Annotated in this window: 7 protein-coding genes, 10 tRNA genes and 2 rRNA genes (1 of these 19 cut by a window edge); 17 read left to right on the forward strand and 2 right to left on the reverse strand. The window is 48.8% G+C overall.

What is annotated here, in order from left to right; genetic code table 11:
* The 14 genes from ACBP55_RS06650 to ACBP55_RS06715 form a co-directional block, all read left to right on the forward strand.
* A 23S ribosomal RNA gene (locus ACBP55_RS06650) occupies positions 1–1,685 on the forward strand; it begins 1,231 nt to the left of the window's first position.
* Between the two features lie 131 nt (positions 1,686–1,816).
* A 5S ribosomal RNA gene (gene rrf / locus ACBP55_RS06655) occupies positions 1,817–1,933 on the forward strand.
* A 51-nt stretch (positions 1,934–1,984) separates the two neighbouring features.
* A tRNA-Glu gene (locus ACBP55_RS06660) sits at positions 1,985–2,056 on the forward strand.
* Positions 2,057–2,063: 7 nt separating this feature from the next.
* Positions 2,064–2,139: transfer RNA gene (locus ACBP55_RS06665), tRNA-Val, on the forward strand.
* Positions 2,140–2,154: 15 nt separating this feature from the next.
* Positions 2,155–2,231: transfer RNA gene (locus tag ACBP55_RS06670), tRNA-Asp, on the forward strand.
* A 19-nt stretch (positions 2,232–2,250) separates the two neighbouring features.
* Positions 2,251–2,326, forward strand: a tRNA-Phe gene (locus ACBP55_RS06675).
* 18 nt (positions 2,327–2,344) lie between these two features.
* Positions 2,345–2,420: transfer RNA gene (locus ACBP55_RS06680), tRNA-Thr, on the forward strand.
* 78 nt (positions 2,421–2,498) lie between these two features.
* Positions 2,499–2,571, forward strand: a tRNA-His gene (locus tag ACBP55_RS06685).
* Between the two features lie 12 nt (positions 2,572–2,583).
* A tRNA-Lys gene (locus ACBP55_RS06690) sits at positions 2,584–2,659 on the forward strand.
* 22 nt (positions 2,660–2,681) lie between these two features.
* Positions 2,682–2,761 (forward strand) — tRNA-Leu (locus ACBP55_RS06695).
* Between the two features lie 59 nt (positions 2,762–2,820).
* A tRNA-Leu gene (locus ACBP55_RS06700) sits at positions 2,821–2,905 on the forward strand.
* Between the two features lie 48 nt (positions 2,906–2,953).
* Positions 2,954–3,032, forward strand: a tRNA-Leu gene (locus ACBP55_RS06705).
* Between the two features lie 971 nt (positions 3,033–4,003).
* Positions 4,004–5,665: a beta-N-acetylhexosaminidase gene (nagZ, locus tag ACBP55_RS06710; RefSeq protein WP_464650618.1), complete on the forward strand. Its 1,662-nt coding sequence runs from the start codon at positions 4,004–4,006 to the stop codon at positions 5,663–5,665.
* Entirely contained in the window at positions 5,665–6,858 is a 1,194-nt protein-coding gene (locus ACBP55_RS06715; protein WP_464653251.1) for an anhydro-N-acetylmuramic acid kinase, read from the forward strand. Before nagZ ends, ACBP55_RS06715 begins: the two co-directional genes overlap by 1 nt.
* 137 nt (positions 6,859–6,995) lie before the next feature.
* On the opposite strand, the gene ACBP55_RS06720 is transcribed toward ACBP55_RS06715, so the two are convergent.
* The gene (locus ACBP55_RS06720) at positions 6,996–7,709 is read right to left on the reverse strand and encodes a FadR/GntR family transcriptional regulator (RefSeq protein ID WP_464650619.1); all 714 of its coding nucleotides are present in this window, start codon (positions 7,707–7,709) and stop codon (positions 6,996–6,998) included.
* A 119-nt stretch (positions 7,710–7,828) separates the two neighbouring features.
* Here ACBP55_RS06720 and ACBP55_RS06725 point away from each other — a divergent pair, with 119 nt between their 5' ends.
* From ACBP55_RS06725 to ACBP55_RS06735, 3 genes are all read left to right on the forward strand, one after another.
* Entirely contained in the window at positions 7,829–9,244 is a 1,416-nt protein-coding gene (locus ACBP55_RS06725; protein ID WP_464650620.1) for an FAD-linked oxidase C-terminal domain-containing protein, read from the forward strand.
* Positions 9,237–10,571 (forward strand): (Fe-S)-binding protein, encoded by a 1,335-nt coding sequence (locus ACBP55_RS06730; protein WP_464650621.1) that lies wholly within the window; start codon positions 9,237–9,239, stop codon positions 10,569–10,571. Before ACBP55_RS06725 ends, ACBP55_RS06730 begins: the two co-directional genes overlap by 8 nt.
* 162 nt (positions 10,572–10,733) lie before the next feature.
* Positions 10,734–11,672, forward strand: coding sequence for an NAD-dependent epimerase/dehydratase family protein (locus ACBP55_RS06735; RefSeq protein ID WP_464650622.1), 939 nt, complete (start codon positions 10,734–10,736; stop codon positions 11,670–11,672).
* Here ACBP55_RS06735 and ACBP55_RS06740 read toward each other — a convergent pair whose 3' ends face one another.
* Complete coding sequence (locus ACBP55_RS06740; RefSeq protein ID WP_464650623.1) at positions 11,673–12,503, reverse strand: endo alpha-1,4 polygalactosaminidase; 831 nt, start codon at positions 12,501–12,503, stop codon at positions 11,673–11,675.
* Between the last annotated feature and the right edge of the window lie 123 nt (positions 12,504–12,626).

A 12,626-nucleotide genomic window follows, 5' to 3' on the forward strand; every position in this document is an offset into this window, starting at 1 on the left:
CGTTGTATGTACGTTGAATTCTGACCGTAAGGACAGGTGGAGCGCATACAAGTGAGAATGCCGGTATAAGTAACGAAAAGATCAGTGAGAATCTGATCCGCCGAAAACCTAAGGGTTCCTGAGGAAGGCTCGTCCGCTCAGGGTAAGTCGGGACCTAAGGCGAGGCCGAAAGGCGTAGTCGATGGACAACAGGTGGAAATTCCTGTACCACCGTAGCCGTTATGAGCGATGGAGTGACGCAGAAGGATAGTGACGCGAGCTGATGGATGCTCGTCCAAGCAGTGAGGCTGGTTAGTAGGCAAATCCGCTAACCGTAAGGCTGGGCTGTGATGGGGAGGGAAACTTTAAGTACCGAAGGTCATGAGTTCACACTGCCAAGAAAAGCTTCTAGCCAGGCGAAGGTGCCCGTACCGCAAACCGACACAGGTGGGTGAGAAGAGAATTCTAAGGCGCGCGGAAGAACTCTCGTTAAGGAACTCGGCAAAATGACCCCGTAACTTCGGGAGAAGGGGTGCCTCGGTAGGGTGAATAGCCCGAGGGGGCCGCAGTGAAAAGGCCCAAGCGACTGTTTAGCAAAAACACAGGTCTGTGCGAAGCCGCAAGGCGAAGTATACGGGCTGACGCCTGCCCGGTGCTGGAAGGTTAAGAGGAGTGGTTAGGGGCAACCCGAAGCTATGAATTGAAGCCCCAGTAAACGGCGGCCGTAACTATAACGGTCCTAAGGTAGCGAAATTCCTTGTCAGGTAAATTCTGACCCGCACGAATGGCGTAACGACTTGGGCGCTGTCTCAACGAGAGATCCGGTGAAATTTTAATACCTGTGAAGATGCAGGTTACCCGCGACAAGACGGAAAGACCCCATGGAGCTTTACTGCAGCTTGATATTGGACTTTGGTACGATCTGTACAGGATAGGTGGGAGCCTTTGAAGCCTGAGCGCCAGTTTGGGTGGAGGCGCCGTTGGGATACCACCCTGATCGTATCGGAGTTCTAACCTGGTACCGTAATCCGGTATGGGGACAGTGTCAGGTGGGCAGTTTGACTGGGGCGGTCGCCTCCTAAAATGTAACGGAGGCGTTTAAAGGTTCCCTCAGAATGGTTGGAAATCATTCGCAGAGTGCAAAGGCATAAGGGAGCTTGACTGCGAGACCTACAAGTCGAGCAGGGACGAAAGTCGGACTTAGTGATCCGGTGGTACCGAATGGAAGGGCCATCGCTCAACGGATAAAAGCTACCCTGGGGATAACAGGCTTATCTCCCCCAAGAGTCCACATCGACGGGGAGGTTTGGCACCTCGATGTCGGCTCATCGCATCCTGGGGCTGAAGTAGGTCCCAAGGGTTGGGCTGTTCGCCCATTAAAGCGGTACGCGAGCTGGGTTCAGAACGTCGTGAGACAGTTCGGTCCCTATCTGTCGCGGGCGTAGGAAATTTGAGAGGAGCTGTCCTTAGTACGAGAGGACCGGGATGGACGTACCGCTGGTGTACCAGTTGTCTCGCCAGAGGCATCGCTGGGTAGCTATGTACGGAGGGGATAAGCGCTGAAAGCATCTAAGCGCGAAGCCCCCCTCAAGATGAGATTTCCCAGTATGTAAGACCCCTTGTAGACGACGAGGTTGATAGGTTCGAGGTGGAAGTGCAGCAATGCATGCAGCTGACGAATACTAATCGGTCGAGGGCTTAACCAATTCCCAACCAAGTGAAGATAAGCTTTGTAGCGAATTCCGAATACTTGATTGGAGCCCAGAAAACCTAAGCAATTCAAACCTTTACGCAAGTTTCGTATCTAGTTTTCAAGGCGCAAACCACGCTTTGACTGTTTGGTGATGATGGCGGAGGGGACCCACGCGTTCCCATCTCGAACACGACCGTTAAGCCCTCCAGCGTCGATGGTACTTGAACCGCAGGGTTCTGGGAGAGTAGAACGTTGCCAAGCAGTACCCACTAGTTGGGTATTTTTTTTGCCACCCCCTTCATGGGGAAATAAGGCCCGTTGGTCAAGTGGTTAAGACACCTCCCTTTCACGGAGGTAACAGGGGTTCGAGTCCCCTACGGGTCATTATCATGAACGCTTAGCTCAGCTGGGAGAGCACTACCTTGACAGGGTAGGGGTCGGCGGTTCGATCCCGTCAGCGTTCACCATTTTACGTATACTTTGGAGCTGTGGTGTAGTGGCCTAACATGCCTGCCTGTCACGCAGGAGACCGCGGGTTCGAATCCCGTCAGCTCCGCCATTTTTTCAAAATTAAGTAAGGCTCGGTAGCTCAGTCGGTAGAGCAGAGGACTGAAAATCCTCGTGTCGGCGGTTCGATTCCGTCCCGAGCCACCATTTTTACAAACTTAATATGCCGTTGTAGCTCAACTGGTAGAGCAACTGACTTGTAATCAGTAGGTTGGGGGTTCAAGTCCTCTCGACGGCACCACAATACCTATAAAAGTGAAGTGAAGCGTTGTAGTAACGCTGATTACTTTTACGGGGCACAGCAAATCTTATTCATATGGCGGTCGTGGCGAAGGGGTTAACGCACTGGTTTGTGGATCCAGCATTCGCGGGTTCAAGTCCCGTCGTCCGCCCATTATTTTCATGAGTCATTAGCTCAGTTGGTAGAGCACCTGACTTTTAATCAGGGTGTCGTAGGTTCGAATCCTACATGACTCACCATTTAATGCCTTCTTTACAGCATGCGCGTATGGCGGAATTGGCAGACGCACTAGACTTAGGATCTAGCGGGTGACCGTGGGGGTTCAAGTCCCTCTACGCGCATCCAAAAGTGACGAGCTGGAATGGAATTTAGTTACTTCCAGTTCGGAGCTTTCAATTAAGCCGGAGTGGCGGAATCGGCAGACGCACAGGACTTAAAATCCTGCGGTAGGTGACTACCGTACCGGTTAAGTCCGGTCTTCGGCATTAGCTTAATTGCATGCGCGCCTTAACACATCAAGGCGCGCCACATAAGCCGGCATGGCGGAATGGCAGACGCGCTCGACTCAAAATCGAGTCCGAAAGGGTGGAGGTTCGAGTCCTCTTGCCGGTATCGTATGACAAAGTAAAGTGGTTGAACAGGAAGTTTTCCTGATCAACCACTTTTTTTGTTGTATAGGAAATTATGATTTTCGCAGTCTGTGGAAAAGGTGGCAAAAAGGTGGGGATAAGTGGTTGCGCTTCATCACCCGAATGATGATTTTTTTCTGTAATTGGTTTGGTGGGAGGTTTAAGCTTCCGCTTATTTGGCATGGTTAGCTATTGATTTTACTGAGTTGTGTGAGATTGTGGGGGGATACATAAACATACGGGTAAGTGACTATGTGTTCTGGATGTTTTTTGACTTAACACACGCGAATCCCGGGACCCCTTTGTTGTTTGAGAGAGAATATGGATATACACATAAGCATTTGTCTCGGTAGCTGGCTAACTTTTTCTGATGCTTGTTTTCTGGTGCTTTATTCTGATTTTTTTGATCTAAGTGTTTCGTTTCCTAGCTTGTGTTTGTTGGTTTTTTGAAGAAATGGAGAAATAGCCATTCAATCGCGCCCAGGTTTCGCGAAGTTGTACTTTGTGCAACAATTTGCTTGATTTCTTCTATGAAAGCTCCAGATGTTGTACGCTGAGGCTGTACAACAATTTATCCTATTTCCGTGTCATAGAGCTAATTTTGGCTAGTATTGTTGTATTTTTTACAACAATCGCGGGAAAAACGTGGATTTTCCTGTCTAAAGTTGAGAAAATACAACATTACACGAACTAGCAAGCAAATGTTTAAACAAATACGTAATTTGAGCTGCATCAACCTACACAAAATAACCAAGAATGGCGTAAGCTGTCTTTTTTTATTCTTCTCGGTTCAACGTACATTTTTAAAATAAAATTTCATATTATATATTTATATTGAAATATTATTTTATAATTCCTATAATAATAGGTATTCGCTTCACTTTGTAAACACTTACATGACAGCTTGGAGCTGCGGAAATCATTTTGGCTTTACGAGGGGAGTTATTTAAAGAAATGAGTAAAAGTAGCATGAGCAGGAGCCATACAGACCTCAGTGAATGGACGCTTCGGCAAAAAATCGGTCAGATGATCCTTTGTGGATTTGAAGGCACAGGCATGACGGAAGATCTGGAGAACTTTATTGAACAAAACCACATTGGCGGGGTCATTTACTTCGCTCGCAATGTACAGGATACACATCAAGTTGCTCAGTTATCCGAGCAGCTTCAACAAGTTGCAAAGCGGTCTCAGAATCTGCCGTTATGGATATCCATCGATCAAGAGGGCGGCATGGTGGCTCGTTTGACGGAAGGCGTGGCGCTAATGCCAGGGCAGATGGCACTAGCTGCGGGAGCTTTTGAAGCGAGTGAAGATTCAAAGTCTGCTTATGAGGCGTGCTTTATCTCAGGGCAGGAATTGCGAACACTGGGCGTTAATATGAACTTCGCCCCGGTTTTGGATGTGAATAATAATCCGGATAACCCCGTGATCGGCGTTCGATCATTCGGGGAGTCTCCGGAACTTGTCGCTGAATTTGGAAGACAGTCGGTGCAAGGTTACCAGGATGCTGGAGTCGTTGCAACGGCCAAGCATTTCCCAGGTCATGGCGATACGAATGTGGATTCGCATCTGGATTTACCAACGATCGAGCATTCAGAAGCGCGTATTCGTGCGGTTGAATTGGTGCCTTTCGTTGAATCGATCAAAAACGGCGTGGATGCTATTATGTCGGCGCACATTTATTTCCCCGCTTTAGAATCGGCTAAGCTGCCCGTCACTCTTTCAAAGTCGGTGCTTACTGGACTCCTCCGTGAGGAGCTCGGCTTTGAGGGAGTTATCATGACCGATTGCATGGAAATGAACGCGATCTCCGAGCATTACGGCACAGCGCGGGCGGCTGTCATGGCGGTCGAAGCGGGGGCTGATCTCGTGCTGATCAGCCACAGCCGCGACCGCCAGCTCGCGGCGATCACCGCGCTGGAGCGCGCGGTGCGCGAAGGGCGAATGACCGAAGCGCGTATTGACGCTTCTGTCGCCCGTTTGCTCGCGCTCAAGGAGCGGCGCGGCTTGTTTGAAACGCGGCCAAGTGCAGCGGCCGCGCAAGAGGTCGGGACCGCGGCGCACCGCGCGGTCGCCCAGCGCCTCAGCGAGGCGAGCATCACGCTCGTCAAAGACGAGCAGAAGCTGCTCCCGCTGAAGCGGGTGAAGACGCTCGCGGTCACCGTGGCCGCAGCCGTTTCGTCGGGAGTCGACGAAACATACGCGGGCCCCGCGAGCTTGGGGGCTGCGCTGGCCGAGCACGGCTTAGACGTGCTCGATCGCGTGCTGCCGCTGCCGGAGGTGGCAGCGAGCAGCGCTGGGCTGCTCGCCGAGGCGCAGCAGGCGGAGCAGATCGTCATCGGGACGTACAACGCCCGATTCCATCCCGCGCAGGTCGAGCTGGTGCGTGCCCTGCAGGCGCTCGGCAAGCCGCTTGTCGTCGTCGCACTCCGAGTGCCGTACGATTTGCTGGAGCTGCCGGAGATTTCAACCTTCGTCGCGGCTTATGAAAGCCGGCCGCTTGCCCTGCAAAGTGCGGCTAAATGCTTGCTAGGTCAGCTTACTCCGCAAGGCAGGCTGCCGGTCTCGCTCGGTCTTGACTATCCTGCCGGATGGAAATGGGAGAGTGGTTTGTGATGCTGCGCTCCTTATTGAATCAAACTTCTCTGACGGTAGCTGGAATCATGTCAGGTACTTCCCTAGACGGCATTGACGTCGCGCTTGTTCGGATTGATGGCTGCGGCGTTGACGCGAAGGTGGTGGTGCTCCACTTTGAGAGCTTCGCCTATGAAGATGAGTTACGGGAAAAGCTTAAAGAATTATGTTCCATCGAACATTCCGATGTGTCGTTACTATGCGGGATGAACTTCGCGATAGCAGAACGTTTTGCCGATGCAGTGTTACGTGCGGCGGCAGCGGCTAACATTCCCATGGAGCATATTGATCTGATCAGCTCTCATGGTCAGACCGTATGGCACATTCCAATCGCGGATGAAGCTAATCCTTTTCTGCCGAAATCAACCCTGCAAATCGGTGATTTATCCGTCCTCGCTAAGCGGACGGGAAGACCTGTGGTTGGCGATTTCCGAACAGCGGATATGGCGGTTGGCGGTCAAGGTGCACCGCTTGCGCCATACGGGGACTTTATTCTGTTCTGCCACGAGGAGAAGGGGCGTATTCTCCAAAATATCGGCGGGATTGGCAATTGCACCGCGATTCCTGCCTCCGCATCGACCGAAGCTCATCGTCTTATCGCCTTTGATACGGGACCAGGCAATATGATTATGGATCAAGTTGTCTTTGAACTTTCACAAGGCCGGTTGACTTATGATGCGAACGGCGAGTGGGCCTCAAACGGCTGTGTAAATACTGAGCTGCTTAATAGCATGCTGGCGCATCCTTATTTCAAACTCCCTCCGCCCAAAACAACGGGGCGGGAGCTCTTTGGTAAAGATTATGCCGCTTCTTATTTGGCGGCTGCTCTTGAGCGAGGATTACCTCCCGAAGACATCGTCGCGACAGCGACATCTTTTACCGCGCATTCCATCGCCCGCGCTTACAAGGACTTCGTTTTTCCGGAGTATAACATTGCGGAAGTGATTGTTAGCGGCGGCGGGGCACATAATCAGACGCTGCTCCGGCTGCTCCGAGAGATGCTTCCAGAGCAAATCGTTCTTACCTCGGATGAACTTGGCTTATCAGGTGATGCCAAAGAAGCTGTCCTCTTTGCCTTGCTAGGCAACGATTGGATTCATGGCGTGCCCAATAATCTGCCATCCGCTACCGGAGCTGAGCGTCCTACGATAATGGGCAAGTTAGCTCTGCCTTAGATTCTTTTGATTTTAGGGAGGGCGTGAAGAGTTTAAAAGAAGCGAAATCACGAGGGCTTAGGAGCGCACAGCAGCAGTACTGAAGCTGTGCGGTATTGTGCTGACAGCCATTGAAGTGGCTGACTTAGTCTAGTTTCTCAGAATGTATCCGTAGATATCTTAGCAAGCTTTTGAATCACTTGGTCCACTTTATGAATATGCTGCGACATCTTTTCCGCTGCAAGCTGCTCATCTTTCATCTCAATCGCATCGACGATGTCACGATGTTCCTGAAATAACTTCTCAGCGGAAGCTCGTTCAGCAAAAAACCATAGACGGCGAGAAGCCTTCATACTTAGCTGCAACCGTTCGGTTAATGACTCCATCATCCCAATCAAGAGGGAATTGTGGGAGGCTTTGGCGATCTCTAGGTGAAAGCGAATGTCGACTTGCTCGCTTTCTTCTTCGTTTTCAAATGAAGCTTCCATCGTGCTGAGGATCTGCCTAAGTGCCGTCAAATTCTCTTCTGTACGGCGACTTGCGGCTAACGAAGCACAACCCACCTCTATGAATCTTCGCACCTCCTGCACTTCCTGCAGCGTTTGGCCCTGATCGAAGAGGCTGCTGCTGTCTATCGGCAAAGGGTTCGTAACGAAGGTGCCTCCACCATGCCGAATATCTACCCACCCCATTGCCTTTAATCCGCTAAGTGCTTCTCTAACCGTAGAACGGCCAACCTGAAAGCTAGCTGCAAGCTCCACGACGGTTGGAAGTTTCGAACCTGGTGCATAAGTTCCGGTCTCGATTTGCATTTTAATTTGCTGAAGCACGATTTCGGAGCCCTTTTGCGGTCGAATCTGCTGAAATGTCATATAATTCCCCCATGAAGTATCTATACATCTATTCAATCATAAGTTAAAATAGAAAAAAAGTCATCTGATCACATGATCAATTGTGTTGAAATAAATGAGTAGTCCCACGGGAGGTATTTATGCTGGATAGCCGAGTAAGACAAAAACTGCAGGATATTGTAGGCGAAGCATTTTTCAAAGATGATATGGAATCGCTTGTCACGCATTCTTACGATGGAACACCTATGCTCCAAGCGCTGCCTGATGGTGTGATCTATCCCAAAGACACGGCGCAGGTATCTGCGATTATGAAGGTGTTAAATGAGCATCGCATTCCGCTGGTCAGCCGAGGTTCAGGCACGAATCTTTGCGGTGGAACGGTCCCCGTTCAAGGGGGCATCGTGATGGTCATGCATCGCATGAATGCGATACTCGACATCGATATGCAAAATTTAACGGCAACGGTTCAGCCGGGTATCATTACGAAGCAATTCATTGAACATATTGAAAATCTTGGCTTATTTTATCCACCAGATCCAAGCAGTATGTCGATCTCGACGATAGGCGGAAATATTGCGGAATGCTCCGGAGGTCTTCGCGGCTTAAAATACGGCACGACCAAAGATTATGTGATCGGACTAGAATGTGTCCTAGCTTCAGGTGAAATTATGCGTACAGGCGGGAAGCTGATGAAGGACGTAGCTGGCTATGATCTAACGAAACTGCTCATTGGCTCGGAGGGTACTTTAGCTGTTATTACCGAAGCAACGCTTAAGCTAATACCGCCTCCCAAATATAAGAAAACGATGCTCGCTATGTATAAAGATTTATATGGAGCTGCTCGTACGGTATCCAAAATCATTGAAAATCGCATCATTCCGGCTACCCTAGAATTCATGGATAATCCAACGATTCGTGTTGTCGACGATTTCGCCAAATTGGGCCTTCCGCTCGATATGGCTGCTATTTTGTTAATCGAGCAGGATGGAGATATGGAAACCGTTGAGCGGGATATCGAACGGATCTCGGAAATCTGCCGCGAGGAGCTGGCGGATGAAGTTAGCATTGCGAGCAATCAGGAGGAAGCTCTGAAGCTGTTGACGGCAAGGAGAAGCGCCTTTACCGCACTCGCTCGTTTACGCCCAACAACGATATTAGAGGATGCGACGGTACCACGCTCTAAGATTGCTGATATGGTCTTAGAGATCAACCGCATAGCCGAGAAGCATCGTGTGCAAATTTGTACCTTTGGACATGCAGGAGATGGAAACCTTCATCCAACGGCGACAACAGATGCGAGGGATCACGAAGAAATACATCGTGTTGAACTAGCTTTCGAAGAAATATTCGAAGCGGCTATCGGAATGGGGGGAACGATTACCGGCGAGCATGGCGTTGGTTTAGTCAAAGCGCCTTTCTTGGAATGGAAGGTAGGAAGTGCCGGAATCGCCATGATGAAAGGGATTAAGGAAGTCTTTGATCCTCACCATCTTTTAAATCCAGGTAAAATGTTTGCCAAAGAGTCCAGACGCAGGGTGGTGATTGATCGTGGCTAAGCTCGCAGCAGCAACACTTCAAGAAACACTAGTACAGAAGCTGGATTACGAACAGTTAACCAATTGTATGCGTTGCGGTTTTTGTCTGCCAGCTTGCCCGACATTCAAGGAGACCGGCGTGGAAGCTGAATCCCCTCGCGGACGAATTTCACTTATGAAAGCGGCCGTGGATGGCATCATGGAGCCAGGTATCAGCTTCGAAGACCAAATGAACCATTGCTTGGGATGCCGCGCTTGTGAACCAGCCTGTCCGGCCGATGTGAAATATGGACAGTTAATTGAGCAGGCCCGCGATGCGATTGAGACGCATACGAAGCAGCACAGATGGTGGGTAAGCGGTGTACGCAAGCTGGTGTTCAAGGAGCTATTCCCCCATCAAAAAAGGATGAGTTTATTGGGATCTGGCCTTCATTTCTATAAAAAGTCAGGATTGCAAACCGTCTTTAGGAAAACAGGTGCTGTAAAGATGTTTTCTAAGCACTTATCCGATATGGAAAAAATACTGCCGGACGCTTCCAGTAAAGGGATCGTAGAGCAAATGGGTACCTACATTCCGGCAAAAGGGGAAAAGATTGCTACGGTTGGCATGTTCCGCGGCTGTTTAATGGATGTTTTGTTTACCGAAACGAATATCAAAACGGTCAAACTGCTTTCTGTAGCGGGATTTGACGTGGTCATTCCAGAGACGCAGAATTGCTGCGGGGCCCTTCATGCCCACAGCGGTGAGAGTGATCAGGCGAAAGCTTTGGCCAAGAATAACATTCGCGCCTTCCAAGAGGCCGGCGTAGATTATATTGTGTCCAATGCGGGTGGCTGCGGCGCCATTCTAGTGGAGTATGATCATTTGCTTCATGAGGAGCCGGAATGGAAAGAAGCTTCGACTTGGTTCGCTGCGCGAGTCAAGGACATCAGTACGATTCTTGTAGAGCAAGGACGTCCACTCCAGTTCGCAGAGACTGTTGATGGCGAAGCTTCCACACGCGTTACGTATCAGGACTCTTGTCATCTACGTAATGTCATGAAAGGCAGCAATCCTTCCAGACAGCTCCTGAAAGAGGTTGGCAGCGTTACCTTTATAGAAATGAAAGATGCAGGCTCCTGCTGTGGATCGGCCGGCATTTATAATGTCACACAGCCCGTTATGGCGAACCAAATTCTGGAGCACAAAATGGAAAATGTGAACGCTACTGCCGCTCAGTATCTGGTTACAAGCAACCCCGGCTGCTTGCTGCAAATGAAGCTGGGTATTGAAAAGCACGGGCAAAAAGATCGCATGGAGGCGGTCCATATTGCCGACTTTTTATATGACAGAGTCGTAAAAAAATAAATCCACGTCAATCAAAAAATAAAGGGGCTGTCTCAAAGTGCATGATTGAGACAGCCCCTATTTTTAATTGTTATATTTTCATTCTAACTAGAAACAGGAGATCTATAATATAATAAAACTCAAGTTGAGTGATCTTTTTTATAACTTATTTACGTTAACGTGATGGAGGCGAATGCTGATGAATATTTTAGTTACCGGGGAGCCGGCTTTATCGCTTCACATATTGTTGATCAATTGATCATTTCAGGGCATCACGTACATATTTTTGATAATTTATCTACAGGCCGTGATGAAAACTTGAATCCCCTTGCTGTTTTCCATCAAGGAGATCTGTTAGATAACGGATTAGCAGAGGCATTCACCGCTGCACGCCCAGAAGTCGTCATTCATCATGCTGCACAAATCGATGTTCAGACCTCGCTGTCTAATCCTTTACTAGACGCTAAAATAAACATTCTCGGAACCATTGCCGTCTTGGAACAATGTAGGGAGCATGGCATACGTAAGCTGATTTACGCTTCATCCGCAGCCGTGTATGGAACCCCGCAATATTTGGGCGTTGATGAGAAGCATCCGATAAAGCCGCTATCCTTCTATGGTATTTCTAAACATACGCCGGAACACTATATAGAGAGCTTTTCTTCGCTTTATGAGTTGGATTATACGATTTTGCGTTATGCGAACGTATATGGGATTAGACAGGATCCAAAGGGCGAGGGAGGCGTAGTCTCCATTTTCGTAGATAAGCTTCTAACAGGTAAACAACCCTTGATTTTTGGTGACGGAGAGCAAACGAGAGATTTTATTTATGTGAAAGATATCGTTCGCGCTAATATGGCCGCACTGAGTAAGGGTGGCCATGGGTTATACAATATCAGTTGGAACGAGCAGACGAGTGTTAACGTCCTTCTTAAGGAAATGTGCGACATCAGCGGGATGAGCTTCAATCCTTCCTACGCACCTGCTCGAGCTGGAGATATCGTTCACAGCCGATTGGATAATCGCGCTGCGCTTGCCGGTTTGGACTGGAGTCCGGTATATACATTAAGAAGCGGCTTGCAGGAGACCTTTGACTATTACAAAGAACAATATCCGGGATAACTAGTTGTTTATTTCCGAATAACCATTAGGTGCGTCTATATGTAAAAACTTTAGTTTGCGGGCTTCTCTTCCAGGGGAGCTCTCTTTCGTTAATTGGATCGAAAATATGGTCAAGCCCTTCTTTTGTTCCTTTCGCAGTCTGTCCACTCTTGTTCTTATCCACGTGTCCTCTTTCCAATTCGCCCTCCAGTCCTCCCATAACAAACCATCCATATAAGGCAGCGCATAGTCGAGTGTATCAAAGCCGCGATTCTGAATCATGGAAAGCTCGGGGTATTGGTTGCTCACGTCTTGAAGGAAAGAACGGTAAGCTTCTCTTGTTTGGGTTTGCGTAGCTGCATCTTGAATCCAGTCATCGATATCCCCAACTGTATCCAGGAACATACCGTCCAAGCCTTTGTCTGAGATCGAAGTTTTGATTTCGGACAACAGCAGCTGACGGTAATGTAATTGCCGCAAGTCCATCAAATAAGAGTCCCATTGCTTGAAATGGACACGCTCGCCATGCTTCAATAAGTAGTCCGAAGACAGCAGTTCCTTCACACGAAGGCTGTTCCAGGAAGGAGTTTCCATAACGCTTATATAACCTATAACGATAGTGCCTTTGGATTGAATGTCTTGTATCTGCACCTTTGAAAACAATTGAGGTTCAATAATGATAAGATCTTTGGACTTTAAGTGAATGATTGCTTGTTCCGTAGGTGCACCATAGTAGAGGGAGTAGTCTTTTACGTTTTGAAAAGGTTTTGAAGCCTGGACTTGCTTTTTGAATGGGAAAGAAAAAAAGACCATGGAGACAATAATGGCAGCTGTTACCTGAGATGTCTTCATCGCTTTTCACTGACCTTCCTGAAATTTGGATTAGCTTCATTATATGATAAAATATAACCTACCAACATTTAAACTTATCCTTTCACATACGTCAATTATGAAATCTGCAGCTAGATAAATGTA

Source organism: Paenibacillus sp. WG02 (genome assembly GCF_055396115.1).

Bases quoted from the DNA above. Each gene is read 5' to 3' on its own strand.
- nagZ (WP_464650618.1), top strand. From the start codon at position 4,004: ATGAGTAAAAGTAGCATGAGCAGGAGCCATACAGACCTCAGTGAATGG.
- ACBP55_RS06715 (WP_464653251.1), top strand. From the start codon at position 5,665: ATGCTGCGCTCCTTATTGAATCAAACTTCTCTGACGGTAGCTGGAATC.
- ACBP55_RS06720 (WP_464650619.1), bottom strand. From the start codon at position 7,709: ATGACATTTCAGCAGATTCGACCGCAAAAGGGCTCCGAAATCGTGCTT.
- ACBP55_RS06725 (WP_464650620.1), top strand. From the start codon at position 7,829: ATGCTGGATAGCCGAGTAAGACAAAAACTGCAGGATATTGTAGGCGAA.
- ACBP55_RS06735 (WP_464650622.1), top strand. From the start codon at position 10,734: ATGGAGGCGAATGCTGATGAATATTTTAGTTACCGGGGAGCCGGCTTT.
- ACBP55_RS06740 (WP_464650623.1), bottom strand. From the start codon at position 12,503: ATGAAGACATCTCAGGTAACAGCTGCCATTATTGTCTCCATGGTCTTT.